The organism is Actinocorallia populi (genome assembly GCF_002995495.1).
In the GTDB taxonomy this organism is placed as follows: domain Bacteria; phylum Actinomycetota; class Actinomycetes; order Streptosporangiales; family Streptosporangiaceae; genus Actinocorallia; species Actinocorallia populi.
Genome location: NZ_PVZV01000001.1, coordinates 719797 through 744945 on the forward strand (window position 1 = coordinate 719797; position 25149 = coordinate 744945).

The 25149-nt window shown below is 71.8% G+C and carries 26 protein-coding genes; 12 read left to right on the forward strand and 14 right to left on the reverse strand.

Translation table 11 applies throughout. The annotated features are described in order from the left end of the window. Position 1: 1 nt before the first annotated feature. On the reverse strand, positions 2–628 hold the full coding sequence (locus tag C2865_RS03610; RefSeq protein ID WP_106396812.1) for an NAD(P)-dependent oxidoreductase: 627 nt from the start codon (positions 626–628) through the stop codon (positions 2–4). Positions 629–711: 83 nt separating this feature from the next. Between C2865_RS03610 and C2865_RS03615 the strand changes: the two genes are divergently transcribed. Next, entirely contained in the window at positions 712–1290 is a 579-nt protein-coding gene (locus C2865_RS03615) for a TetR/AcrR family transcriptional regulator (protein WP_106396813.1), read from the forward strand. Positions 1291–1306: 16 nt separating this feature from the next. On the opposite strand, the gene C2865_RS03620 is transcribed toward C2865_RS03615, so the two are convergent. Continuing rightward, the gene (locus tag C2865_RS03620) at positions 1307–1972 is read right to left on the reverse strand and encodes a DUF2306 domain-containing protein (RefSeq protein WP_106396814.1); all 666 of its coding nucleotides are present in this window, start codon (positions 1970–1972) and stop codon (positions 1307–1309) included. Positions 1973–2057: 85 nt separating this feature from the next. Between C2865_RS03620 and C2865_RS03625 the strand changes: the two genes are divergently transcribed. The 3 genes from C2865_RS03625 to C2865_RS03635 all read left to right on the forward strand — a co-directional run bounded on the left by C2865_RS03625 (position 2058) and on the right by C2865_RS03635 (position 4634). Further along, a complete protein-coding gene (locus tag C2865_RS03625) occupies positions 2058–3101 on the forward strand; it encodes a sensor histidine kinase (protein ID WP_106396815.1) in 1044 nt (347 codons plus the stop codon). Continuing rightward, entirely contained in the window at positions 3098–3742 is a 645-nt protein-coding gene (locus C2865_RS03630; protein WP_106396816.1) for a response regulator transcription factor, read from the forward strand. Before C2865_RS03625 ends, C2865_RS03630 begins: the two co-directional genes overlap by 4 nt. A gap of 265 nt (positions 3743–4007) precedes the next feature. Beyond that, positions 4008–4634, forward strand: a complete 627-nt coding sequence (locus tag C2865_RS03635; RefSeq protein ID WP_106396817.1) for a DedA family protein — start codon at positions 4008–4010, stop codon at positions 4632–4634. Between the two features lie 4 nt (positions 4635–4638). On the opposite strand, the gene C2865_RS03640 is transcribed toward C2865_RS03635, so the two are convergent. Continuing rightward, positions 4639–5586, reverse strand: coding sequence for a hypothetical protein (locus C2865_RS03640; protein ID WP_106396818.1), 948 nt, complete (start codon positions 5584–5586; stop codon positions 4639–4641). A gap of 3 nt (positions 5587–5589) precedes the next feature. Further along, complete coding sequence (locus C2865_RS03645; RefSeq protein ID WP_106396819.1) at positions 5590–6372, reverse strand: GNAT family N-acetyltransferase; 783 nt, start codon at positions 6370–6372, stop codon at positions 5590–5592. A 95-nt stretch (positions 6373–6467) separates the two neighbouring features. On the opposite strand from C2865_RS03645, the gene C2865_RS03650 reads away from it, so the two are divergent. The 5 genes from C2865_RS03650 to C2865_RS03670 are packed head-to-tail and all read left to right on the forward strand — an operon-like array spanning position 6468 to position 11966. Beyond that, positions 6468–7247: an SCO2525 family SAM-dependent methyltransferase gene (locus tag C2865_RS03650; RefSeq protein ID WP_157963540.1), complete on the forward strand. Its 780-nt coding sequence runs from the start codon at positions 6468–6470 to the stop codon at positions 7245–7247. After that, complete coding sequence (locus C2865_RS03655) at positions 7244–9112, forward strand: SCO2524 family protein (RefSeq protein ID WP_106396821.1); 1869 nt, start codon at positions 7244–7246, stop codon at positions 9110–9112. Before C2865_RS03650 ends, C2865_RS03655 begins: the two co-directional genes overlap by 4 nt. 1 nt (position 9113) lies before the next feature. Beyond that, positions 9114–10034 (forward strand): SCO2523 family variant P-loop protein, encoded by a 921-nt coding sequence (locus C2865_RS03660; RefSeq protein ID WP_106396822.1) that lies wholly within the window; start codon positions 9114–9116, stop codon positions 10032–10034. Next, on the forward strand, positions 10031–10987 hold the full coding sequence (locus tag C2865_RS03665; RefSeq protein WP_198652868.1) for an SCO2522 family protein: 957 nt from the start codon (positions 10031–10033) through the stop codon (positions 10985–10987). The genes C2865_RS03660 and C2865_RS03665 overlap by 4 nt, the downstream gene beginning before the upstream one ends. Then, complete coding sequence (locus C2865_RS03670; RefSeq protein WP_106396823.1) at positions 10965–11966, forward strand: SCO2521 family protein; 1002 nt, start codon at positions 10965–10967, stop codon at positions 11964–11966. The genes C2865_RS03665 and C2865_RS03670 overlap by 23 nt, the downstream gene beginning before the upstream one ends. On the opposite strand, the gene C2865_RS03675 is transcribed toward C2865_RS03670, so the two are convergent. Next, complete coding sequence (locus C2865_RS03675; protein WP_106396824.1) at positions 11963–13135, reverse strand: NAD(P)/FAD-dependent oxidoreductase; 1173 nt, start codon at positions 13133–13135, stop codon at positions 11963–11965. The two genes, C2865_RS03670 and C2865_RS03675, sit on opposite strands and share 4 nt — an antisense overlap. A gap of 294 nt (positions 13136–13429) precedes the next feature. Continuing rightward, positions 13430–14356, reverse strand: coding sequence for a LysR family transcriptional regulator (locus tag C2865_RS03680; RefSeq protein WP_106396825.1), 927 nt, complete (start codon positions 14354–14356; stop codon positions 13430–13432). A 161-nt stretch (positions 14357–14517) separates the two neighbouring features. Between C2865_RS03680 and C2865_RS03685 the strand changes: the two genes are divergently transcribed. Next, positions 14518–15657, forward strand: a complete 1140-nt coding sequence (locus tag C2865_RS03685) for an MFS transporter (protein WP_232835326.1) — start codon at positions 14518–14520, stop codon at positions 15655–15657. A gap of 11 nt (positions 15658–15668) precedes the next feature. Here C2865_RS03685 and C2865_RS03690 read toward each other — a convergent pair whose 3' ends face one another. From C2865_RS03690 to C2865_RS03705, 4 genes are all read right to left on the reverse strand, one after another. After that, positions 15669–17303, reverse strand: coding sequence for a thiamine pyrophosphate-binding protein (locus C2865_RS03690; protein ID WP_106396827.1), 1635 nt, complete (start codon positions 17301–17303; stop codon positions 15669–15671). After that, complete coding sequence (locus tag C2865_RS03695; RefSeq protein WP_106397469.1) at positions 17300–18073, reverse strand: cyclase family protein; 774 nt, start codon at positions 18071–18073, stop codon at positions 17300–17302. Before C2865_RS03695 ends, C2865_RS03690 begins: the two co-directional genes overlap by 4 nt. A 92-nt stretch (positions 18074–18165) precedes the next feature. Continuing rightward, positions 18166–18588, reverse strand: coding sequence for a PIN domain nuclease (locus C2865_RS03700; protein WP_106396828.1), 423 nt, complete (start codon positions 18586–18588; stop codon positions 18166–18168). Next, entirely contained in the window at positions 18585–18800 is a 216-nt protein-coding gene (locus C2865_RS03705; protein WP_106396829.1) for a type II toxin-antitoxin system VapB family antitoxin, read from the reverse strand. The genes C2865_RS03700 and C2865_RS03705 overlap by 4 nt, the downstream gene beginning before the upstream one ends. 137 nt (positions 18801–18937) lie before the next feature. Here C2865_RS03705 and C2865_RS03710 point away from each other — a divergent pair, with 137 nt between their 5' ends. Both C2865_RS03710 and C2865_RS03715 read left to right on the forward strand, forming a co-directional pair. Further along, positions 18938–20116: an MFS transporter gene (locus tag C2865_RS03710; protein WP_269802694.1), complete on the forward strand. Its 1179-nt coding sequence runs from the start codon at positions 18938–18940 to the stop codon at positions 20114–20116. After that, positions 20113–20871 (forward strand): MerR family transcriptional regulator, encoded by a 759-nt coding sequence (locus C2865_RS03715; protein ID WP_157963541.1) that lies wholly within the window; start codon positions 20113–20115, stop codon positions 20869–20871. Before C2865_RS03710 ends, C2865_RS03715 begins: the two co-directional genes overlap by 4 nt. Here C2865_RS03715 and C2865_RS03720 read toward each other — a convergent pair. The 4 genes from C2865_RS03720 to C2865_RS03735 form a co-directional block, all read right to left on the reverse strand. Next, positions 20852–21526, reverse strand: coding sequence for a response regulator (locus C2865_RS03720; RefSeq protein WP_106396832.1), 675 nt, complete (start codon positions 21524–21526; stop codon positions 20852–20854). The two genes, C2865_RS03715 and C2865_RS03720, sit on opposite strands and share 20 nt — an antisense overlap. Then, on the reverse strand, positions 21523–22689 hold the full coding sequence (locus C2865_RS03725; RefSeq protein ID WP_106396833.1) for a sensor histidine kinase: 1167 nt from the start codon (positions 22687–22689) through the stop codon (positions 21523–21525). The genes C2865_RS03720 and C2865_RS03725 overlap by 4 nt, the downstream gene beginning before the upstream one ends. Before the next feature lie 11 nt (positions 22690–22700). After that, entirely contained in the window at positions 22701–23279 is a 579-nt protein-coding gene (locus tag C2865_RS03730) for a hypothetical protein (protein ID WP_106396834.1), read from the reverse strand. 201 nt (positions 23280–23480) lie between these two features. Next, positions 23481–25100, reverse strand: coding sequence for a Hint domain-containing protein (locus C2865_RS03735; RefSeq protein ID WP_106396835.1), 1620 nt, complete (start codon positions 25098–25100; stop codon positions 23481–23483). Positions 25101–25149 lie beyond the last annotated feature (49 nt).

Sequence of the window (25149 nt, forward strand, 5' to 3'; positions counted from 1 at the left end):
GTCAGTACCCCAGGGCTACGGTGCGGCCGACGGTGTCGGGGTCGTCCAGCACGTTGAGGGCGGCGTGGGCGAGGTCGGCGCGGGCGAGCGTGATGCCGCCGCGCACGTTGCGGTCGAGGGCGGTGCGGTAGGGGCGGGGAGCGCCGTCGGTGAGCCGCGGCGGGCGCAGGATCGTCCAGTCCAGGCCGCTGTCGCGGACCACCCGTTCGGTGCGGACGAAGTCGGCGAACGCCTCCCGGAGGAAGCGGCCGAGCAGCGGCTTGACCAGGGCGCGGGTGAACGGGCCGTCCCCCTCGTCGACGACGTGCCCGCTGGCGGTGACGACGACGAGGCGGCGTCCGCCGGTGGAGCGCATGGCGGTGATGATCGAGCGGGCTCCGTCGGAGCACACCGTCGTCTCGCCCTTGCCGCGGGGGCCCAGTGCCGACACGACGGCGTCGCGGCCGGTCAGGGCGGCGCCGATCGCGGCGGGGTCCATCACGTCGGCGACGACGGTCTCGAGGAGCGGGTGCTCCGGCAGGCCGCGGGGGTTCCTGACGACCGCGGTGACGTGGTGGCCGGCGTCGAGCGACTGGCGCACGAGGTGCAGCCCGGTCCCTCCGGTCGCGCCGAGGACGGTGATGCGCATCGGACCCTCCAGGGGTTAGTGAACACTAGCCCCTATGCTGATCTAGTGTTCACTAACCTGTCAAACGGCGGAGGAAGGGCGGCATGAGCACGAGGGAGCGGATCCTCGACGCGGCCGCGGAGATCCTCCGGACGCGCGGGGTCGCGCAGGCCACGACCAAGGAGATCGCGCAGGCGTCGGCGGTCTCGGAGCCGACGCTCTACAAGTACTTCGGGGACAAGGAGCGGTTGCTGCTCGCCGTCCTGGAGGAGAGGCTGCCAGGCCTGTCCCGGGTGTCCGTCCGGCCGGGAGAGGGCGACATCGAGAACAACCTCGCCGAACTCGCCTACGCGTCCCTGGAGTTCTACCAGCGCTCGATACCCATGCTCGGCGCGCTCCTCTCGGACCCGCAACGCATGCGGGCGCACCGTGAGGCCATGTCCCAGCACGGCGCCGGCCCCGACCGCCCCCGCAAGGCCTTCGCCGCCTACCTGCGCGCGGAGCAGGACGCAGGCCGGGTCGATCCGGCCGCCGAACCCGAAGCCGCCGCGGCCCTCCTCCTCGGCGCCTGCTTCCAGGAGGCCTTCCTGCGCTACTACCAGCACGGCCCGGACGCCCCCGCGGCCCCGCGCGCCTTCGCCGAGTCCCTCGCCCGTTCCGTCGTCCGCCCGCTCCTGCGCTGACCGGGGCGGCACCCGCTCAAGCCTCGAACGCCCGGCGGACGTGAAAGCGCTCGGCGACCAGGAGGTTGGGCACCCAGCACAGGAAGGGCACGAGGAGGTAGGCGCGGTCGAAGGCCGCCTCGGGGCCGGTACCGGGTTGGAGGGCCATGAGGACGATCAGCCACAGCCGGAGCGTGACGCCCGCGTACGTCAGGGCGAAGAGGCGGACGGCCCAGCGGCGGTGCGCGGCGACGTCCCTCCGCCTGATCGTCACATAGGCGGCGGCGGCGAAGCCCACCCACAGCAGGGCGAGCGATCCGAAGCCCGCCGTGCCCACGGGGCCGGCCAGGTTGAACGGAGCCATCAGCAGGCCCGCGAACCCCGCGAGCACGATGGCGGAGAGCACGATCCGTCCACAGGCCCGGTGAACCTTCGGCGTCCGGGCCCGTAGCCTTGAGGAGAGCTGGAGGGGGCTCAGCAGCAGCGCGAGGCCGCCGCCGACGACGTGGACGTAGAAGACGGCCCGCAACCACGGCGCTCGGCCGGCGTAGTCGGCGGCGAGGCCGCTGTCGGCCGCGGCGAGTTCGTCGAGCGGGGCGGTCAGGTAGGGCAGCGGCGCGAACACCGCGAGGGCGGCGGCGCTCAGCGCCAGCCACCACAGGCCTGCGGTGCGGCTTCCGGTACGGGGCACGTGCGGCGTCATGGCCACAAGCTAGGAACGCGGCTTTCGTGCTCGCTTCCCTCGTGCGAGGGATTCGCTCCGCGCCGTCGCCGGGGGACGATGCGGTATGCGCATCTGGTCGTCGGCCGGACTGGTCGCCCTGTCCGTGGCGGCGAGCCTGGTCATCCGGTCGGAGCCGCCCTACCGGGAGCTGGACGCCCTCGGCGTGGTCCTGGGCGTGCTCTCGGTGCTCGTCCTGCTCCGGCCGCGGACGGCTCCGGTGGGGACGCTCGCCGCGGCGTGCGCGGTGCTGGCCGTCAACGCGGCGGCCGGTTACGCCGCGACCATCGTCCACTGGTCCGTGTGGATCGCGCTGTGCGCCTGCTTCTCCTCCTACGGGGACCGCCGTCGACGGCTCGCCTGCGTGCTCGTCTTCCTGTTCGGGCTGTTCGGTTACATCGCGCTGGACCGGGATCCGCTGGAGACGGTGCCGGGGATCGTGATGGGCTTCCTCATCGCGACGGTGGGCGGCGACGCCGTGCACAGCCGGCGGGCCTACAACGCGGCGGCCGAGGCACGCCTCCTGCTGGAGGAGCGGACCCGGCTGGCCCGCGAGCTGCACGACGCGCTGGGCCACGCGGTCAACGTGATGGTCATGCAGGCGGCGGTCGGCCGCAGGGTCTTCGCCGATGACCCGGAGTTCGCGCGCGAGGCGCTGGGGCACGTCGAGACCCTCGGCAGAGGGGCGCTTCAGGAGCTCGACCAGGTGATCCAGGCGCTCTCCCCCGATGATGAGATGCCCCTCATGACCGACCTGCCCGCACTGGCGGAACGGGTCCGCGCCGCCGGACGCGAACTCGCCCTCGACATCGCGGAGGTCGAACTGTCCCCCGGCGGGTCGAGAGCGCTCAACCGGATCGTCCAGGAGGCCGTCACGAACGCGCTGCGCCACACCGACACCGGCGTCATCCGGGTGAGCCTCGAACAGGCCGCGGACGGGGTGCGCCTCGAGGTCGGCAACGAAGGCTCCGGTTTCGCCCCTCCCGTCCCCGGACGGGGCCTGTCCAACATGCGGCGGCGCGTCCTGGCCGAAGGAGGGGAGTTCCACGCCGGACCGTCACCGGACGGGTTCCTCGTCCGCGCGGTCCTCCCCCGGCGGGCACCGGCGTGATCCGCGTGTTCCTGGCCGACGACGAGGAGCTGGTCAGAAGGACGATGCGGGTGCTCCTGGCGGCCGAACCGGACATCACCGTGGTCGGCGAGGCGGCGAACGGCCACCACACGATCGCCGGGGTGCGGGCGTCGTGCCCCGACGTCGTGCTCATGGACGTGCGGATGCCGGGCCACGACGGCGTCCACGCCACCCGGGAGATCGCCTCCTGGGCGGAGCCGCGCCCCCGGGTGCTGGTCCTCACCACCTTCGACCTGGACGACGTGGTGGACGACGCCATCGCCGCGGGGGCCGACGGCTTCCTCCTCAAACGGGCGACCCCGGAGGAGGTCGTCGCCGCGGTCCGCACCGTCGCGGCGGGCGACGCGCTCCTGGCCCCCCAGGTGACCCGCCGCCTCCTGCGGTCCCTGGCCGCCCGTCCCCGCCGTCCCGAGCCGCCCGTCCCATTCACCGAACGCGAGGCGCTGGTCCTGCGCGCGCTGGCGGACGGGTCGTCGAACGCGGAGATCGCCGCCTCGATGCACGTCTCCCTGGAGACGGTGAAGACGCACATCAAGAACATCCTGCACAAGCTCGGTGTCCGCGACCGCACCCAGGCCGTCGTCTGGGCGTACCGCACCGGTTTCACCGACCGTCCCTGACGGCCGCCGGTTCGTTCGGGAAGGGCCGAGGCCGTCCGGCGCAGCGCTCCCGGACGGGGCCGCCTTCCGAACACCTCGGCCGCCCCCTGCGTCTCACGGGTGCCCCTGACGAAAGACAGGGGCACTGAGCGACTTCTGGGGGAAGCGGAGGATTCTCCGTAACTCGTAGATTCACCATGAATGTTGCAGGTCATGATTCCGCGAGGACGACGAGTGGCACGGGGGGCGCTGTGAGGGGTGGACGGGACGACGCGGGGCGGGCCGGATGACGCAGACGATCCTCGACTTCGCGCACGGCCTCATCACGTCGCCGTGGATCTACCTGCTGGTCTTCGGCATCGCGCTGCTCGACGGGTTCTTCCCGGTCGTGCCGAGCGAGACGCTGGTCATCACGACGGGGGCGTTCGCCGCCTCGACGGGGGAGCCCGACGCGCTGCTGATCCTCCCGGTCGCGGCGCTGGGGGCGATCCTCGGCGACCACGTCTCCTACTGGCTGGGACGCAGGGCCGGCGGCACGCGCAGGATCAAGGACGGCAAGGCGTTCCGGTGGGCGCGCAAGGAGGTCACCGAACGCGGCGGCCTCATCCTGGTCGTCGCCCGCTACATTCCCGGCGGCCGGACCGCCACCACCCTGACGCTGGGCGCGACCCGCTACCCGTTCCGCCGCTTCTTCCTCTTCGACGTGCTGGCGGGGACGAGCTGGGCCGTCTACTCGGTGCTCGTCGGCTACATCGGCGGCGTGGCCTTCGAGGAGGACCCGTTCAAGGGCCTCCTGCTCGGCCTGGGCATCGCCATCGGCATCACCGCCGTCGTGGAGCTCGTCCGCTACGCGCGCAAGCGCAGGAACGCATCGCCGCAGCGCGAGGCGGAGAAGGAGAAGGCGGCGGTGTGAGGGCTCACTGGTCCCGCAGTTCGGTGGCGAGGTTCCAGAGCCCCTCGAAGCAGGTGCGCCGCTCCACCACGTGCTCCGGCCGGGTGATGAGGCGGGTGTTGAGGAACTCGGGCGTCGGCGAGGGCGAGGGCTTGGGGATCACCTCGTAGCTGGCGACCTGGTCGAACAGGATGAAGTCGATGAGCGAGGGCCGCAACGTCGGCGGGACCTGGTCGCGCTGCAGCGGGAGGATGTGGATCCCGGCCTTCTCCTGCGACTCGATGATCGAGGCGAACTGCGGTTCGTTGAACTCCTCCAGGTCCTGCACGATGAAGAGCCGCCGGATCCTGACCTCCCGGTTGAGCACCGCGTCGTTCTGCGCCCGCAGGTAGCGGTTGCCGAGGTCGTTGGACCAGAAGCCCCGCGCGAAGCCCGCGTCCTGCCCGTCCACGGTCGTCGTGCTGGTCGCGTCGATCGCGAACCTCGCGTTCCGCGTCAGCGAGAGCAGCCAGTCGCGGTCCTCGCCGTCGTCGTAGACGACCTCACCGTGGGCGAGCTGCCGCAGGAACCGGGAGGCGCGGACGACCTCCGTCTCGGAGATCCCCTTGATCAGCGGCGGGGCGGCGGGGCTGATCCCGGCCGCGTTCTCCAGCAGCTCCGTGGCCAGCATGCCGTCCACGGCCGAGGACCCCACCGCGTCCAGGAGGCGTGCCATGTCCGACGCCCGGGTGAACCGGTCCTTGATCGACTGGTCGACGTTGTTGATGGCCCGTTCGAAGTCGATGATGACCTGCAGCAGCAGGACGATGCCGCCCAGCAGGACCGACAGGTTGATGGCGGAGGCCGACAGCTCGCCCTGCGCCAGGGAGCTGATCCCGAGCGTGAGCACTCCGGTGAGCAGGGCGGCCGCCACCCGTCGGGCGACGGCGCTGGCGGTGAGCGTGGACCGCGTCCGAGAAGACCGTTCCGGCATCGATCACTCTTTTCTCCGGACGACATAACTCGTCCGGCCGTGGAAGCCGACGACGGTGGCGCCTTCCTCCAACAGGGGTGAGAGAGTCTCCCGCAGCGCCCGGCGCCACTCCCGGGCCAGGCCGTGGTCGGTGGCCCGCATCTTCTCGATGTCGCGGGGCACCTGCAGCAGGAGGGTCCGGGCCGTGACGTCGTGCCGTACGGGACGGTCGTCGCGGTCCTCGAGGGCGATCCCGGCGTCCGGCGGCACCTCCACGGGCAGGGGGGCGTCCCGTGCGGCGGCGGCGACGCCGGGATCGTCCAGGTGCCAGACGGCGAGGATCCGGTCCGACTCGTCGTCCACGTTGATGAGGTCGGGCATCCGCCCGTAGTAGTCCTCGTGGTAGCTCTCCGCGCGGGCGCCGAGTTTGACCAGGTTGAAGTGCGCGTTCCTGCGGATCAGCGGATCGAAGGTCCAGAAGATCCGTTCGACGCCCCGCTCGACCGCCCACGACCGCTGGTGGCGCTTGAGCGCGAGGCCGGTGCCCGAGCCGATGGTGGCGACCCCGGTGATGTAGGAGCACATCTCCCGGCTGCGGGGCGGTCCGAAGATCCCGACGGACGCGCCGACCATCTGGTCCCCGTGGAAGGCGCCGAAGACGTAGTTGTCGCAGCGCGCCAGGGTCAGCAGCGCCTCGGTCGACAACGGGTCGCCCCCCGGCTCGAACGCCCAGATCCTGTCGAACAGCCTGCGGGCCCTCTCGAAGTCGTCCAGTTCCTCGAGTTTCCGGATTATCGGCCCGCCCATCTAGCCTCCCGTCTCAGCGCGCTCGCCAGGAGATGCGCGATGACATATACATTCCTACAATGTTTCATGCATCTTCATTAGAGGAGTCAGGCTCGATGTCCGTGCCGACGGAGTCTGGCCGGAATCGGCCATGGGGGACAGGTTTCAACAGTGACTTCGAATGGAACAGGCTTAATCCCGACGCGTACTTCAGAAAGAATTATCTCATTCCACACCGGAATGATCTGGTGTTTCTCGCGAAGGTGCGCGACTTCTTCGGTGAAGTGCTCGGGTGGCGGCGCGGACTGCATGGAGTGGACGTGGGAGCGGGAGCGAACCTGTATCCGGCCCTGGCCATGCTGCCCTTCTGCGACCGGTTGACGCTCCTTGACTACTCGGAGGCCAATCTCGCCTGGCTGCGCCGCGAGACGCAGGCCTACACCGGCACGTGGGACCCCTTCTGGGCGGTGCTGGACGAGGCGCCGGCCTATGCCGCGCTGACCCGGCCGCGCCTGGAGCTGCGCGAACGCAGCCGTGTGGAGTTCGGTTCGGTCTTCCGGCTGCCCGGCGGACACTGGGACCTTGGAACGCTCTTCTTCGTGGCGGAATCCATATCCTCCAGCACCGCCGAGTTCCGGCTGGCCGTGCAGGGCTTTCTCGGCGCACTCAAACCGGGGGCGCCCTTCGCGGCGGCCTTCATGGAGAACTCCCGAGGTTGGAAAGTGGGACAGGACGCATTTCCTGCGGTCGCCGTGACCGCATCCGACGTGGCGGCCGCGGTGGCGGGCGCGGAGAATCTGGAGATCTGCCGACTCGACGCCGGACCGAATCCCGTCCGTGCGGGATACACTGGCATGATTCTGGTCTGCGGACAGAAAGCTCAGGCGAGAACATGAGGATTCAGCCCCGCGAGGAGCTCCTGGGAATCTGGCGATCCATCATCGACTATTCAGTGCCCAAGAACGATCCGCAGGGAGAGTGGCTCTGGAACGGACGATCGGCGCGCAACTCGATCAGTGACGCCGAACTGCTGTTGTCGATCCTCTATCCGGCCTCGTTCACCCGGGTGTTCCGGCTGAGCCGGCCGGACCAGACGCAGCGGGACATCCGGCAGGCGCTCGGGGGCCTGGGCGACGAGTTCGAGATCCCCCGGCGGCTGGTCGAGATCCTGATCAGGCACATCGAGGACTACACCGAGGACGACGGCCCGGTCTTCTCCGGCGGCAGCTACTTCCTGAGCGCGGTGGAGGGCGAGGAGCCCACCGGGGCCCAGGCCCAGATGGACATGGTCGACTCGTGCTCCATGGCCGTCACGCTGATGCTGAGCACGATCGCCTTCGTCCGCGACTACCAGAGCGCGGTCCGCAGCAGCGACACCCGGGACAGGCTGCGCCATCTGGAGGAGATCGCGAGCAGGCGCCTGACCGCGGCGATGGTCGGCCTGCTCCGCGGGTTCGTCATCAACATCTTCTCGCCGGAGGCGCCCGAAGGGCAGGCGCTCATCCGGACGCTGAACCAGCACAACGACTCGCCGAGGCGGATCACCGAGGACTTCTTCCACCGGCTCGCGGACATCCGCGCGTCCGTCCGCGAGGTCAGCATCGGCTTCGGCAGCAGCATCGACGAACTCGAGAACCGCAACCGCCTGTTCGAGGTCGGCTGGACCTGGGGCATCGCCCAGGACGCTCCGGAGGTCGAGGGCGTCGCCAGCCTCGCCACGCAGCGCAAGGGCGTCGCGCGGGGGGCGCCGATCCTGTACTTCACCCTCAACGCCCTGGACGGCATCGCCGACCTCTTCTCCCCGCGCACCGCGCGGCTGAGCCTGCTGAGCGAGGAGCAGCAGCGCCTCGCCGCCTCGCTGCGGCTGCGCTGGGAGATCACCCAGCGCTACTGGTCGAGCATCGCCACCTACGGCGAGGGCAGGTGGCCGCTGGAGGACGTCCCGTGGCGGACCAACGACCGCCGGGCGTCCGAGCACTTCAGCCTGCTCGTCAGCTCCATCGTCATCTCCGACCTGGAGAACCGTCCGGCGATCAACCCGCCCACCCTGTCCGACCTGGGCCGGATGCACCGGGTGCTGCAGGAGCTCGGCCAGCGGGGGCGGATCATCCGCCGGGCCGAGACCGACGACCAGGGCGTCGAACTGCACCGTCCGGGCACCCTGATCCCGCTGCCGGGCAGCGAGGGGCTCGACGGCGGACCGCTCCTGGCGTGGGAGCTCTCCGACTACTCGGCCGTCCTGTACAAGTGCGTCCTCCGGCTGGCCTCGCTGACCCAGAACCAGGAGCTGCGCGACACCGTGGTCGCGTTCTCCGACGACATCTGGGAGCACCTGCACCAGCGGCGCATGACGTCCAAGTCCGGCGGCGGCCTGTGGGACGACCCGAGCAACGCCTTCCCGGGGATCACGGAACGGTTCGAAGAACCGTCCTGGTACTACACCGAGCGCATCGTGGAGTGCCTGGTGGCGGTCATCAACCACATCGAGACCGATGTGGCGCCCAGCCAGGACCTGCTGCGGCGGGCCAGGGAGCTGCTCTCCGAGGCGGAGCGGAGATACGACCGGGAGGTGCTGGGCACGCCCGCCGGCGTCACCGGAGACCTGCGCACCGAGCTGGAGCGGGTGGGCACCAGGCTGCAGCGCTGCCGCGAGATCATCGACGAACGGCCCGGCACCTCCATGGGGATCTCGCTCAACGCCCTGGAGTCGCTCGACCGGCTCGAAGTGGCCCGCCGCAAGGCGGACAGGGAGGCTGGTTGAGGTGCTCGTCATCGCCACGTCCGACAAGGGCGGCACCGGGAGGTCGGTGACGGCGTGCAACGTCGCCTACCAGCGGGCTCTGCTCGGCCATGACACGTGCTACCTGGACTTCGACTTCGGCTCCCCCACGTCCGGCGCGGTCTTCGGCGTGGACGAGGTCTACCACGGCGTCGAGAGCGGCGGCCTCCACCACTACCTCCAGGGCCAGGTGACCGAGCCGCAGCGGATCGACGTGTGGCGTTCGAGCAGCAGGCGCGAGCTCCGCGCCCGCCGCTCGGTCGCCGGCCGGCTCGTCCTGTTCCCCGGCGACCTCGGCGGCGGCGAGTTCAACATGACCAGGGACGTCTACGAGCGGTGCGTCAAGCTCCTCATCCGGCTCAACGAGGAGTTCGGCCTCGTCCTGATCGACCTGAGCGCAGGCCGTTCGCACGCCGCCGAGATGCTCCTGGCCGTGACGGCCGACGACGAGCTGCGAAGACGCAACATGGAGGCGCGCTGGCTGGTGTTCCACCGGTGGACCCGGCAGCACATCACGGCCGCCGCCGACCTCGTCGACGGCCGGAGCGGGCTCGTCCAGGTCGGCCAGGACCTGGGCTACTCCGAGGGCTCGCTGCGGGACCGGATCCGGTTCGTGCGCACCGCGGTGATCGAGCCGGACAGCGCGTTCGCCCGCGGGCTGCAGGCCACCCAGCAGACCTGGCTGCGCGAGGTGAACAGCAACCTCAACGACCGCGCCATCCAGCTGGGGCTCGGCCGCAGCGTGGTCATCGCCAGCATCCCGCTCGACCCGGTGCTGCAGTGGCGCGAGCAGCTGCTCACCGACTCCGACGTCCAGGACGACGTGGCCAACAAGGAGACCGTCCAGGCGTTCCAGCGGCTGGCCGAGGACATCGAGACCGGGGACACCTGGAGCAGGCCGTGAACATTCCCCGGCTCGAGGCCTCGGTGCTCACGGACCGGCCCCGGGTGGAGCGGGTCCCCCGGTCCCACCTCTCCCTGGAGCTCGGGCACCTCTACATGGAGGACCTCCTGAGCGGTCCGGACGCGCTGCGCCGCCACTTCGCGCGGATCAGGCCGTGGGCCGAGTTCGTGCTGGGCCGCTACGCGAACCGCCGCGTGAGCACCTGCTTCCTGGTGGACGAGTACTTCAGCAGGATCCGCAAGCCCGTCGAGCTGATCCCCGAGCTGCTCGAAGCGGCCGAGCGGGAGGGCATCACCCTCGACTACGTCGCCCGCGAGTCGGCGTGCGCCGACGCGGGGCAGGTCTCGCCGGCGGCACTGGTCCTGGAGCGGGTCGTGCCCGACCCGCCGCCCGGCACGGACGGCACGCGCCCGCCCGTCAAGGAGACCGGCTGGCTCACCAACAGCGAGGGCATGGCCGGGACCCGGGAGCCCCGCGAGGCCATGGCGGGCTCCCGCGGCTGGAGCCCGCCGCGGCAGAACGACGCCCGGCTGCACTCGATCTGCGTCGACGTCCAGTTGTGGGACGAGCCCGACGGCGAGCGCCGCTGGTCCTGCGCGTTCCTCGCGGCGGTCTGGCAGCTGCTGAGGCTGGGCGTCCTGCGCGACGAGGGCAAGGCGATCGTCACGCCGCAGCGCTGGCCCCGCGAGAAGGCCTACCCCGACGAGTGGCACGACCTCCCGCCGGTGGTCCAGCTGTCCGAGCGGGCGCACCCGTTCGCGGCCTTCCGGACCATGACCGTGCTGGAGACGCGTTTCTCGGACGTGGAGGCCGCCGTCCGCCTGATCCTCGGCCAGGTCGCCGTCGACCCGGTGGTCATCGGGCAGATCAGGGAGCAGGCGGGCAGGGAGGGCATCGACGTCCCGGACGAACTGGTGCGGAGGGTCGAGCATGTCTTCACCGACCACCTCTGAGGGCCTGCTCGCGATCGGGGAGATCCGCACCGGGTTCCTGCACCACTCCACGGAGATCACCCTGGAGGAGGCCTCGGACCTGCTGCGCCTGATACCCGGCGAGCAGGTGCGGTACGCGAGCCGGCCCAGGCCCTACGCGGTCTCCCCGGAGACGCTGACCGGGGTCGACTGCACGATGCCGTCGGCGCGGGGGCGGCGCGTCCGGGGCGTCGGCACCGTCGCCTCACGGGTGACGCTCACCGGAGGGCGCGTCCTCCAGTCGTGCGCCTACACCACGCTCGTCCCGTCGGAGCGGGGCCACCGGCTGCCCTGGTCGCACTACCTCGGGCGCCCCGGCGCGGTGGAGTACCTCGGACGGCTCGAGCCGGACGACGCGGCCGCCGGGTTCGCCGAGGCCGAGGACGGCGCCCGGGGCATCGGGCTCGGCGCCATCGCCGAGCAGGCGATGAACGGGGTGCAGGCGTCCGCGCTGCTCGACGGCGGCCTGCCGCTGCGGGCGCCGCGCGGGTCGTGGCGCTGGGCGTTCCAGGACGGCGGTTCGCTCTTCCGCTTCACCGTCGTCCCCGACGGGACCCGGCTGGTGCGGCTCGCGGTGCCCGGCGGGCGCGTGGACGACCTGCTGGACCTGGTCGAGGACCTGGCACTGCACGACTGGCTGCTCGGCACCGTGGAGACCATCCTCGAACGCGCCGCGCCGGGCTCGGGGTCCACCGACCGGATGCTGCGCAACGTCCGCCCCCTCATCGGCCACATCCTGCACCACTGGATGCCCGCCGCCCGCGTCCGGCCCGAGCTGCTCCCGCTGTGGGAGGCCCTCGACCGGGTGCACGGGCTCACCCGGCAGTGGGACATCTCGGTCGACCGGGTGCGGGACCAGCTCGCGGTCGACACCGTCACGATGCTCGTCGACACGGTCGCGCTGCTCAACGACACCGTGAAGATGCTCGGGCAGGAGAAGCCGGTACGGCGCCGGGGCTAGAGGGCGCGGCCGGCGAACCTCAGGGGGTCGCAGAGCGCGAGGTCGGCGCGGTCGTCCCCGCTGGGCGGGCGGCGGTCGGCGAGCAGTCCCGCGGCGAGCTGGGCGGTGCGGGGCGCGAGCGTGAGGCCCCAGCCGCCGTGGCCGGTCGCGGCCATGACGCGCCGGTCCTGGTCGACGAATCCGACCAGCGGGATGCCGTCGGCGGTCTTCGGGCGGATGCCGGCCCGGAATCCCAGGATCTCGTAGTCCGCGACCTTCGGCAGGGCCCGGCGCAGGTTGGGCAGGATCAGCTGCCGCGCCTTCGCCGGGAGGGGCGTGGGGTCGGTCTCGTCCGGCTCGAACGTCACACCGGCGGCGATGCGGTCGCCGGTGTAGGGGGCGACGAAGGCCACCCGTTCGCCGCCCGTCTCGTGCGTGACCATGTCGCACAGGTAGCCCGGGGCGCCGCCGGGGGGCACCCGCATGTCCAGGATCTGGCCCTTGACCGGCTGGAACACCCCGGAGGGGACGCCGTGGCCGGCGAGGAGCCCGCCGCTGCGGTGGCCCGCCGCGACGACCGCGCGCTCGCCGGTCAGCACCCGTCCGTCGGCGAGCTCGACGTCGACCCGGCCGTTCGCCGTCCGCACGGCCACCGCCCGCGCGTGGACGGTCTCCACGCGCTCGTCGGCCCGCAGCACCCGGTGCAGCGCGCTCATGATCTTCATGGGCTCGGCCACCAGGTCCTCCGGCTGCTCCAGGGCGGCGAGGACCTCCGGGCCGAGCAGCGGCTCCCGCTCGCGCGCCTCGTCCCCCGTCAGCAGGGTGTTGTCGACGCCCAGTTCGTGCAGGCGGGGCTGCACCCTGTTGCCCAGCCGGTCCACCTCCGCCTCGTCGACCGCCAGCTGGAGCAGCCCGGTGCGCCGGACGCAGAGCGGCCGACCCGACTCGGCGCCGAGCCGCTTCGCCCAGTCGCGGTACAGGCTCCTGCTCCGCGCGGCCATCAGCCCGAGCCCTTCGGCCACGTCGTCGTCGAGAAAGGGATTGATCCCGCCCGCGGCCGCCGCCGATGTACCCTGGGTGAGGTGTTTATCGCTCTGCTCGATAATGCAGATGCGCGAGAGGCTCATGCGTGACCATTCCGCGATGCCGCATCCGATGATGCCCCCGCCAACAATGATCAGGTCATACATGAGCTGTCGCTTCCCTTTTGGCGTCGAATGGGCGGTATTTCGGACGCACTGCGGCTTTTGTGGCGACCTGCCACATCTGACGTCTGCGCCGCTCGCGGAACGAGGATAACCCGAGTTTCAGTTCCCACGTCCCTCGCCCCAAAAGTAGAGAACCTTCTGTTTGTAGTCGATTATGGGTTTATATCCATTTGATGGTGGTTGACTGCTGGGGGTTCCCTCTGTCCGATGGCCTTCCCTGGACGGCTCGGCGGGAACCACGGTGAACGGCCGCTGCGAAAACGGCGAGAAAGGAGCTCAGCGTGCGGTGGTGATCCGCCCGGACGCGGCGGCCTCGTCCGCTGTTTCGGACAGGGCCGCGGCGAAGGAGCGGACGCGGGCGGTCTCCCGGTCGCGGTGCCAGACGAGCGCCAGGGCCGAGTCGGGGAGCCCGGTGACGGGGACGCGGGAGAGGGCGCTGCGGCCGTGGTACTCGGCGGTCGACCGGCAGAGGAGCAGCGCTCCCCGGCCGGTGGCGGCCAGGGTGAGCCCCTCCTGGAGGGTGTCGACGACGGGGCCCGCGGCGATGGGGCGCCCGCCGGGGGTCTCGGAGGGGCGGAGCGCGCGACGCCAGTACCCGGGGGCGGGTCCGGCCACCCCGATGAGCTCGCATCCGGCGAGCTCCTCCGCCGACAGCGAGGAACGGGCCGCGAACGGATGGCGCCCGGAGACCGCGAGCGTCTGCCGCTGCCGGGAGAAGACCTGCCCGACCACCAGGTCGTCCTCCAGGACGGGCATCAGGACGACGGACAGGTCGGCCTCGCCGCGCCTCAGGGCGCCGAACGGATCGCACAGCGGAAGCTCGACCAGCTCCACGACGCAGCCGGGATGCCGGGACTGGAACAGGGCCAGGGCGCGCATCAGATGGTCTCCGGCCGCCCCCTGGAAACCGAGGCGCAGCCGCCCCTCCACTCCGCGGGCGGCGGAGCGCGCGTCGTCGACCACCGCACGCAGACCGTCGTAGGCGGGCCGGAGCCCGGCGAGGAAATGTTCGCCCAACGGCGTCAGCCGTACGCGGCGGCTCGTCCGCTCGACCAACCGCGCGCCGATCCGGCTCTCCAGGGAGCGCAGGAGCTGGCTGACCCTGCTCTGGGAGACGTACAGGCGTTCTCCGGCCCGGCCGAAGTGCAGTTCCTCGGCGAGAACGAGAAAGGCCTCCAGCTCGTGAAGGTCGAGATTCCGCACGCGCCGCCCTCCGCCGCCTCCGAATGATCGATGAGCCTGACTCATTGAAGGATGAGAGGTCGTCCGTTGTTCCCGGCACGGCCGGCCGGTTGCCTGGGGGCATGGCAGAGACAGAGCACCGGGCGCGAGCCCGTACGGAAGCGTCGGCGAAAAGAGGGTGGTTGGCGGTCGCCGCCGTCACCGCGGCCACTTTCACGGTCGTGACGTCCGAGATGTTGCCGGTAGGGCTGCTCACCCCGATGAGCCGGGCACTGGACGTGAGCGAGGGGACCGCCGGCCTGACGGTGACGGCGACCGGGCTGGTCGCGGCGGTCGCCGCGCCGCTGACCGTGCCCGCCATCCGGCGGCTGGACCGGCGCGCGGTGCTGCGCGCCCTGATGCTGCTGCTCGCGGCGGGAAACCTCCTGGTGGCGTGGGCGCCGGGCTTCGAGGCGGCGATGGGCGGCCGGGTGCTGGTCGGGGTGGGCATGGGCGGGGTCTGGGCGCTCGCCGCGCCGCTCGCGGCACGGCTGGTGCCCGCCGGATCGGTGGGCGCCGCCACCGCCTGGATCTTCAGCGGGGTCGCCGTCGCCTCGGTCCTGGGCGTGCCCGCCGGGACGTACCTCGGCGACCTCGTGGGCTGGCGCGCCGCCTTCGCGACGGCGGGCGTGCTGGGCATCGCGGTCGCGGTCGCCCTGTCGGCGCTCCTCCCGCGGCTGCCCGTGGACCAGGCGGTGCGGCTGGACGGGATCGCCCGGCTGGCGGGGGAGAGAGCCGTACGGGCGGGACTGGTGATCGTCGCCCTCCTGGTCACGGGCCACTTCGCCGCCTACACGTTCGTGCGGCCGGCGCTGGAGCAGATCTCGGGCGCGGACGCCGGGCTGATCGGCGCGCTGCTGCTCGCCTACGGTCTCGCGGGCGTCGCCGGGAACTTCGCGGGAGGGGCCGGAGCGGTCCGGTCCCCGCGCAACACGCTGCTGGTGATCGGCACGGTGCTCGCCGCCGCCGTTCTCCTGATCCCGTGGCTCGGCGGTTCCCTGGCGGCCGCGGCGCTCCTCCTGGTGGTGTGGGGATCGGCGTACGGCGGGGTGTCGGTCGCCACCCAGACCTGGCTGCAGACCGCGGCGCCCCACGCCCGCGAAGGCGCCTCCGCGCTCTTCGTCTCCCTCTTCAACGCCTCGATCGCCTGCGGCGCCCTGGTGGGCGGCCACCTGGCCGACCGGGCGGGGATCCGTTCCGTCCTGTGGGCGGGCGGAGCCCTGGCCGTCTGCGCGGTCGCGGCCACGGCCCTGAGCAGGTCTCCGAGGCCTGCCCGCGCCTGAACGTCCGGGCCTCAGTGGCCCTTGAAGGCCTCGGCCAGCCACCAGGAGCCGCCGTCGTCGGCCACCTTGGCGTCGACGACCATGACGCCTTCGGGGGACCGCGACCAGGAGGCGACCTCCGCCAGGTCGGCGGGGGTGCGGACGGTGACGCCCCGGGCGCCGTGGCCGCGGGCGATCGCGGCGAGGTCGGAGTCGGGGAAGGTGACGGTACCGAGGTCGGCGGCGGAGCCGAAGTGGTGGATCTCGGCGCCGTAGGCGGCGTCGTCGTAGACGACGATGAGGAGGGGGCGGGCCAGGCGGACGGCGGTCTCGAGTTCGGAGACGCCCATGAGGAAGCCGCCGTCACCGGTGGCGACCACGCCCAGGCGGCCGGGACGGGCGAGGGCGGCGCCGATGCCGCTGGCCAGGCCGAGGCCGACGGACTGGAAGGCCTGGGTGAAGCAGAAGCCGTACTCGTCCGGGACGCGCAGGTACGCGCTGGGATAGCCCATGAAGTTGCCGGAGTCGATCGCGACGACGCGTTCGGCGGGGAGGATCCGGTCGAGTTCGCCGCTCAGGACCCTCGGGTCGATCCGGTCGGGCGTCGAGAGATCGGAGGTCGGCGTCTGGTTCCACCAGCGGCGTTCGGCCAGCCGCGCGGAGATCTCCGGCAGCCGGTAGCCGGTGCTGGAGCCGTCTCCCAGAGCCGTCAGGACGTCGGCGGCGGTGGCCGCGCAGTCGCCGTGGACACCGAGGTCGACGGGCCGGTGCGCGCCGAGGGCGGAGGCGTCGTCGTCGACCTGGACGAGCTTCGCGCCGGGGGCGATGAGGGAGCCGTGCCGCGTCGTCCACATGTTGAGGGCGCAGCCCCAGCCGACCACGAGGTCGGCGCCGCCGATCAGTTCGGCCGTCAGCGGGGAGGAGAACCCGCCGGAGATCCCGAGATCGAACTCCTCGCCGGCGAACAACCCGTTCGCGACGGCGGACGTGGCGAGCAGGGCGCCCGCGCGGGCGGCCAGAGCGGAGATCCGCGGTCCGGCGTCACGGGCTCCCCGCCCGGCGATGAAAACCGGGCGTTCGGCGGCGTCCAGCAGCGCGGCGAGCGCCTCGACGGCGGCGCTCGCCGGCCGGACCGGAGCCGGAGCGGCGGGGCGCGTCCACCGTACGTCGCCGACCGCCTCCGCCTGGACGTCCAGGGGAAGACTGACGACGACCGTCCGGCGTCCGTGCACCGCCGTCCGGTAGGCGCGCGTCAGGTCGGCGACCGCGGAGGACGCGCCGTACACCCGTTCAGGTACCGCGCCGACGCTCGCGGCCAGCGCGTCCTGGTCGATCCTGAAGTTCGAGCGCACCGCCGCCCCCGCCGTGTCGGCCGTGAGGACGAGCAGGGGAGTGCGGCTCTTGGCGGCCTCGGCGATGCCGGTGATCGCGTTGGTGAGCCCGCAGCCCTGGTGGGTGGTGAGGACGGCGGGAAGCGGACTGAGGCGGCTGTAGCCGTCGGCCATGCTCGCCGCGCCGCCCTCGTGGCGGGCCGCGACGAACGGGACGCCGTGGGCGCGCAGCGCGTTCGTCAGGTGGAAGTTGCCGCTGCCGACCACGCCGAAGGCATGCCCGACGCCCAGGTCGGCGAGCAGCCTTCCGGCGAGGTCGGCGACGGTCTCGGTCATGCGCGGGGCACCAGGGCGTAGACGCGGGCGGGGCTGCCGGTGCCGCCCACGATCGGCAGCGGCGACACGACCAGCATCGCGCCGGTCCCGGGAAGGCGGTCGAGGCCCTGCAGCTGGGTGAGCCCGTACTTGCCGGCGCCGAGCAGGTGGTAATGGACGGGGAACGGCGGCTCCATCCCCCCGGCCTGGCCCGCGTCGATGCCGACGGTCTCCACGCCGAACCCGCTGATGGGCGAGGCCGCGAGCCATTCGGCGCCCGCGACGGACACGCCCGGCGTGTGCGGGCCGTCCTCGTCGGCGTTGGCGAACGCGGCGGCGTCCCCGGAACGCGAGCCCCAGCCGGTGCGGAACAGCAGCCAGCACCCCTCGGGGAGCGGCCCGTGCTCGGCGGCCCAGGCGTCGAGGTGATCGGGACCGAGGAGGAAGTCGGGATCCTCGGCCACCTCGGCGGTGAAGTCGACGACGACGGCGGGCCCGACCAGCCGGGACGGCGGGATCCGGTCCACGCTCAGCCCGTCCCTGCCGGTCGCCCAGTGGACGGGCGCGTCCAGGTGGGTGCCGGTGTGCTCGCCGGTGTGGATGTTGTTCCAGCTCCAGAACGGGCCGTCGGCGTCGAAGTCGCTCACCTTCTCCAGCGACAGCGGGATGGTGTTGGCGAACGGCTCCGGCAGGCTCAGCACCGGCGTCGCGGGGCTCAGCGGGGCGGTCAGGTCGAGGATCTCGACCTCGCCTCCGGACAGGGCGGACAGCAGGCTGGAGATCACGTCCACGTGCGAACCTTCCGAGAAGAACAACGTGAGCACAGTCTGGACCACTCCAGGCGGGAACGGCCATCCAGGGCGAAAAGTCCGCCGCAGGCTGGTTATTTGCCGGGTTCGGGGCCGTACCACTGGAGGGGCTGGCCGGTGACCCGGGCGACGCATTCGAAGCCACGGTCGCGGTGCAGAAGGGTGAGCCCCTGGAGCTCCGCCGCGGCGGCGAGGATGAGGTCGACGGGGCCGGCGCTGCGGTGCTGTCCCCGCCGGGTGAGGGCCTCTTGGACCTTCCAGGCCCGGTCGTAGACGCGGTCGTCGACGGGGGCCCAGCCGAAGAGCAGGCGCATGTCCTCGATGCCCTGTTCGCGGTCGGCCAGGGATCTGGCGCTGTAGAAGAATTCCAGTTCGGTGATGGAGCAGACGGCGATGAGCCCGGCCGCCGCCGCCTGGTCCCAGCCGTACTGTTCGGCGTCGGGGCGCATGAAGCGGGCTAGGGCGCTGGTGTCGATGAGGTACTGGGCTGCCTTCATCGACGGTAGTCGGTCTTGTCCTCGAAGAGGTCGAGGTCGAAGGCGCCTGCCGCGGCGTTGGTGCGAAGGCGGGTGAGCGCGAGTGCTCGCCGCCGGTTCTCCAGCACCTCGCGGAGGGCGGTGTTGACCGTCTCCTTCTTGGTGCTGGTCCCGAGCGCCTTCGCGACCTCGGCGAGCAGGTCGTCATCCAGGTCGATCACGGTACGGCTCATGGAGGCACCTTCCTTGATATCAACGATTCACTTGATGATATCAAGGAAGGTCGCCGACCGGGGTTGACTCCGACGTTGCGTCGGGGTTTTGGGTGGGGGACGTGAAGGTCGTGTCGGGGGCTTATCTCGCCTCATATGTGTTGTCCATGGTGGGGAACTCCCTGGCGGGGGTGGTGCTGCCGCTGGTCGTGCTGCAGGTGACGGGCAGCGCGTGGGGGGCGGGGGTCGTCGCCGCGGTGTCGGTGGTGCCGGCGGTCCTGGCGGGGTTGTTCACGGGGGTGGTGATCGACCGGATCGACCGGCGGACGGCGTCGGTCCTCACGGACCTGGTGTCGGCGGCGGCGATCGGGATGCTGCCGCTGGTCGAGCTGGTGGGGGAGCTGAGCCTGGGGTGGTTCGTCGCGAGCGCCGTCCTCGGGTCGCTGGGGGACGTGCCGGGGCTGACGGCGCGGGAGGCGCTGCTCCCGGCGATCGTGCGGCACGGCGGGATGGGGGCCGAGCGGCTCACGGGGATGCGGGAGGGGCTCGGGGCGCTCGCATTGCTGCTGGGTCCCGCGGGGGCGGGCGCGCTGATGGTGCTGCTCGACGGGGCGGCGGCCCTGTGGATCACCGCGGCGGCCTCGCTCGCGGCGGCGCTGGTCACGCTGCTCATCCCGCGGGGCGTGGGGGCGGTCGGCGGTGACACCGCGGACGGCGGGCGGGCCCGGCTGCGGGAAGGGTGGCTGGTGCTGGTGCGCAGCCCGTTCCTGATGGCGGTCACCGGGCTCAGCCTCGCCGCCGTGTTCGTGCTCGCCGCGTTCCAGGCGCTGATCCTGCCGGTGGCCTTCCTCGACCGGCCCGGCCTGCTCGGCTTCGTGCTGAGCGCGATGGCGGCGGGCATGCTCGTCGGCGGCGTGCTCTACGCGGTCGCGGGGCGGCGCGGATCGCGCCGGGCCTGGTTCGTGGCGGGGCTCGCCGGGGTGACCGGCGGCTTCGCGCTCATCGCCGCGCTGTCGTCCGCCGAGATCGTGCTCGCCGGAGCGTTCGCGGTGGGCCTGTCGAGCGGATTGTTCAACGGGCTGCTCGGGGTGCTCATGATCGAGCGGATTCCCGAGGCGATGCGCGGGCGGATCATGGGCACCCAGAACGCCATGATGACGGCCGCGGCGCCGGTCGCCGTCTTCGTCGCCGCGGCCCTCACCGAGGCGGCGGGCCCGGAGGCGGCGGCCGTGATCCTGGTGGCGGTGTGGGCGGTCGCGGCGGCCGCGTCCCTGTCGGTGCGGGCGCTCCGTACGCTGGAGGAGACGGACGGTGCGGCGGAGGGGGTGCGGGCGTGAGGAGCGGCGAACTCGCCCGGACCGCCGGGGTGACCGTCCGGGCCCTGCGCCACTACCACCAGGTCGGCGTGCTCGACGAGCCCCCGCGGACGCACAACGGCTACCGCCGGTACGGGGTTCGCGACCTGATCAGGGTCCTGCGGATCAAGAGGATGGCCGCCCTCGGCATCCCCCTGGACCGCATGCGCCCGCTGCTCGACGACCCCGGCCACGACGGCGCGGCCCTCCTCGACCGGCTCGACGCCGAACTCGCCGCGGAGATCGACCGGCTGTCCGAGCGCCGCCGCCACATCGCCAGGATCCGGGCGGAGGGCGCGGCCCCGGACACGCCTCCCGAACTGGCCCGCTTCCTCGCCCGCTTCGCCGACGCCTACCCGTCACCCGGCCTGGCCGGATTCGACCGGGACCAGTCGGTCCTGCTCGCCCACCTCGCCGACGAGACCGCGATGCCCGAGGTCGCACGCCTGTACGAGCGGCTGAGCTCCCCCGACCTGCTCCCCGCCATGGTCGCCCTGAACGTCCGCTTCGACGCCCTGGACGCCGGCACCGCCCCCGAGGACCGCGACGCCTTCGTCGACGACTTCACGTCGGCGCTCGCCCCCGTCGTCCAGGAGATCGCCGGGGCCCCGTCCGGCCTCGCCGACGCGTCGGACCTCCTCGGCGCTTATTCCGCCGACGTCCTCAACGCGACGCAGCGGCGGGCACTGGAGATGATCTCCGAGCGTTTCGCCGCGCTCAGCGGCCACCGTCCGTGAAGCGGCCGGGGACCATGAGGCCGGTCTCGTAGGCGGCGATCACGGCCTGGACGCGGTCGCGGAGCCCGAGTTTGGACAGGACGTTGCTGACGTGCGTCTTCACGGTGTGCTCGCTCACCGTGAACCGGGCGGCGATCTCCGCGTTGGACAGGCCGCCGGCGAGCAGCCGCAGCGTCTCGCGCTCGCGGGCGGTGAGGACGTCCAGCCGCTCGGTGCGGGCCGGGGGCACGGCCGAACCGGAGGTGAAGGCGGCGATCAGGGTGCGGGTGACCGACGGCGAGAGCAGCGACTCGCCCGCCGCGACCACCCGGACGGCGTGCACGAGGTCGTCGCGCCGCACGTCCTTGAGCAGGAAGCCGCTCGCGCCCGCGCGCAGGGCGTCGAAGATGTGGTCGTCCTGCCCGAAGGTGGTCAGCATGATGACACGGGCGGACGTCTCGGCACCGATGATCCGGGCCGCCTCGATACCGTCCATCCCCGGCATCCGGATGTCGAGCAGGACGACGTCGGGACCGTGCTCGCGGGCGGCGCCGACCGCCTCGAAGCCGTCCCCGGCCTCCGCGACGACCTCGATGCCGGGCTGCGCGTCCAGGATCATCGCGAAACCGGCACGGACCAGCTCCTGGTCGTCGGCCACCACGACGCGGATCGTCATGCCGCTCCCTCCTCCGGCGCGGCCAGGGGCAACCGCGCTCTCACCTCGAATCCCGGACGGCGATCGGCCCGAGGCCCCGCCGCCGCCGTCCCGCCGCAGGCCGCGGCCCGCTCGCGGATGCCGATCAGCCCGTTGCGGCCGGACGGCAGGACCGTCCCCGCACCGCGGCCGTCGTCGACGACGCGGATCTCCAGCGCGGCGGCGCGCCAGCGCAGCCGCACCTCGGCACGGGCCTCCCCGGCGTGCTTGACGATATTGGTCAGCGCCTCCTGCACGATCCGGTACGCCGCGACGCCGCAGTCCGCGGGCAGCGGACGCGGCTCGCCCTCGACGTCGTACCGCACCTCCAGCCCGGCTCCGGCGACCTGGCGGACGAGCGCGGGCAGGTCGTGGACCGTCGGCTGCGGCGCGCGCGTGCCGTCGTCGTCCTTGAGCACGGACAACATCCGGCGCAACTGGTCCAAAGCGTCGCGGCCGGTGTCGGCGATCGCGTCGAACGCCGCCGAGGCGCGGGCGGGCGCCGTCTCCACCACGACCGGGCCCGCCTCGGCCTGGACGACCATGAGGCTGATCGAATGCGCCAGGACGTCGTGCATGTCGCGGGCGATGCGGGCGCGTTCCCGTTCGGCGGCGCGCTCCTCGTCCATCCGGCGCTCGCGCTCCAGGCGGAGGGCCCGCTCGGCGAGGGCGGCCGCCTGCGCGCGGGACCCGGCCGAGGCCCGGCCCAACGCGTACGCGGCGACGTACAGCACGATGCCCCGCGTCGCGGTGTCCGGGGAGCCGACCGTGATCAGACCGACCAGGCACATCACCGCGAGCAACGACATCCGCACCCGGAACGGGCAGCCGGCCGCGACCCCGTACAGCGCGACGAGCACCCCGTACCACAGGGGTTGCGACGCCAGCGGCCCGACGAGGTCGTAGAGGCCGGAGAAGGCGAGGCAGCCCAGCAGGACCGCCACCGGCGCCCGGCGCCGCGCGGCCAGGGGGAGCGAGGCCCCCACCGCCGCGACATAACCCCACCAGTGCCAGGGCTGCCCGCTGGAGCTCTGCTGGAACAGCAGCGGCGCCGTCTGCGCCACGGCGGCTCCGGCGGCGAGCGCCGCGTCCGACCAGGGCGAACTCGCCAGGCGGCGGAAGCGTGGGGCCACCGGTACGGGCATGGTGGATTCTTTCACGCGGGCAGGGAGACCGCGGGCGCGGAGCGGCGGGCGAGCGGGGCGAGACCGGTGATCAACAGCAGGCCCGCCACGGGCAGCAGGTCCAGTCCTGCGGCTGCGGCCAGCACGCCGAGCACGACGGCCGCCGCCTGCAGGACCGGGACGGCGCGGACCACAGCCAGATGGCAGGCCGCCACGACCAGGCCGAGGAAGAAGAGCATCGGCCCCGCCGCGTAGACGGCGATCTCGACGCCGGGAACGTCCTGGACCTCGGAGAACATCCGGCTCATGTCGTCATGATCCGCGGCCAGCGCGCCGACGACGAGGTCGATGCCGATCTGCACGAGGGCGCAGACGACCCCGACGGTGGCGCAGACGGCCGTCACCGTGGCGAACGCGCCACGTCCCGCCAGCCGTCGCAGCTCCCACAGCACCGGGACGAACAGGAGCAGCGAGGCGAAGAAGGCGAGATGCCCGGCCGTCCAGGCGAGTCCGGGCCCGCGCTCCCCGTCCAGCCCGTCCAGGAGCCGGACGACCCCGTAGACGGTGACCAGGACCGGCGCGGCGACAAAAGCAAAGGAAGAGGACTTCATGCCGGAATCCTCGCCCCGGCCCCCCGCCCCGGACATCGCCGAAGCGACCCATCTCCGCCCTCCCCCGGACGACGGAGGGCGCCGATGCGCAGGACGCGGGGCACGGTCCTCGACGCCGGGCTCAACGATCACGAACCGCAGCCTCGACGGGCACGGCCGTCGTGAGGGTGGCCGCGGAGCCGGGGACGGACCAAGGCCCCGTCAGCGGTTTCCCGCGAGGCCGGTCATCTCGTCAGCGGTGGTCTCGTCATCCCGCGCCTGAGCTTCCGACATCGTCGGTGCTGGGGCGGATGTGGGGTGCAGTCCGCTGATCAGGATGTGTTCGATGTAGGGGCCCAGGGTCGATTTCAGGAGGGGCAGGACGGGGGTGAGCTGTTGGGTGATGAAGCGTCGTTCTGCTGCGGTGAGCCGGGCGAAGGCGTCGGTGATGTGGTCGGCTGTGTGTTCGGGGTGGTTGACCGCGACGCAGAAGCCGTGTGCGTGGTAGCTCTGCTTGGGGCGGTGCAGATGTAGGGAATGCACGTGTTGCCGGCGGTCGGCGACCATGAGGGTGATTTTGCTGATGGTCACGTGCCGGTACTGCGCAGGCTCGGTCGGGCCGGGGTAGTCGATCTGCAGGAGCTGGTCGCCTTCTTTGAGTTCGGTGATGTGCAGGCCGGGGTTGACCTGCTGAGCGGCTTCGGGAGAGATGGCCTTCCAGCCGTGCGGTGTGAGGAAGGGGTGGGAGGCGGTGAAGAAGGGCGGGTAGTCGTTGATCCCGTAGAGCAGTTCGCCTTCCTTCAGCGGCCAGACGATGGTCTGGGGGCTGCGTTGCTCGATCTCACCGAGGTATCCGCAGACTTGCTCGCCTTGGGTGATCTCTTCGATGGGCTTGGTGGTGCCGTCGGCCATCAGGATGGGTGTGCCTTCGCGGAAGCAGTGCCCGAAGGGAGCCCTTTCGACGTTGTCTGGATGCGCGCCGGTCAGGAAGTCGTAGTGGGCGTGGTCGGTCAGCCACGTGCCGACGTCCAGGCCGTAGGTGTAGGCGTTGGTGTAGCTGGTGGAACCGCCGGCGGGGTTGGGGGCGTAGCCGGTGCCGGTGGGACTGCGCCGGTTGGTGGCCGCCAGGACCTGCTCGATGAAGTTCTGGCCGGTGTAGTGGGCCGACAGCATGGCGTCGTACACGGTCCACCCGGCGGTGAACGCGCGTTCGTGCAGTATCTCCTCCCAGTGACGCTCGACTGCGCCGGCCAGGTCGGGGCGCAGCAGCCGCACCTTGTACAGGTTGCAGTAGAGCCGTTGGAAGAACTTGCCGCGATCGCTCCGGTAGCCGAACAGTTCTTTGATGGTGTAGTGCGGGCTGATCATCTCCTTGGCCAGCTGCTGACCCCAGTCCGAGCGGTCGGCCAGGTAGGTGGCGAAAGGAACGCCGTCTTTGCCGGCATGGGTGGGGAACAGGAAGCTGTAGTTCTCCCGGGCCAGGGAGATGAAGTCGGGATCGTCCGGTTTGAGACGCGCTTGTACGAAGGCTTGGGCCTTGACCTGGTCAGCGGTGCGGGAGAAGCCATGGCCGGACACCAGCGCCAGCGACCAGGCCACCAGCGCGGCGGCCACATCGGCCACCCATGGCTGGGCGGCGGTTCTGAGCGGTGGCGGTGCGTCGGGGAAGAAGACGTCGTGGACGGTCAGGCTGTTTTGCAGTTGAGCGGTGAACACCGTTCCGACGTGCGTACGGACTTGGGCGTCATCCATGCTGATCAGTCGGTCGAGGGTCACCATGTCCGGTGGCGGCTCGTACATCCCGGCTTCGAACGCGTCGAGGGTCGAGGACAGGGTGTCCATGTGCTGCTCCCGGAAAGTGAGTGGGTGACCAGGTACCGGCGTGCGTGTG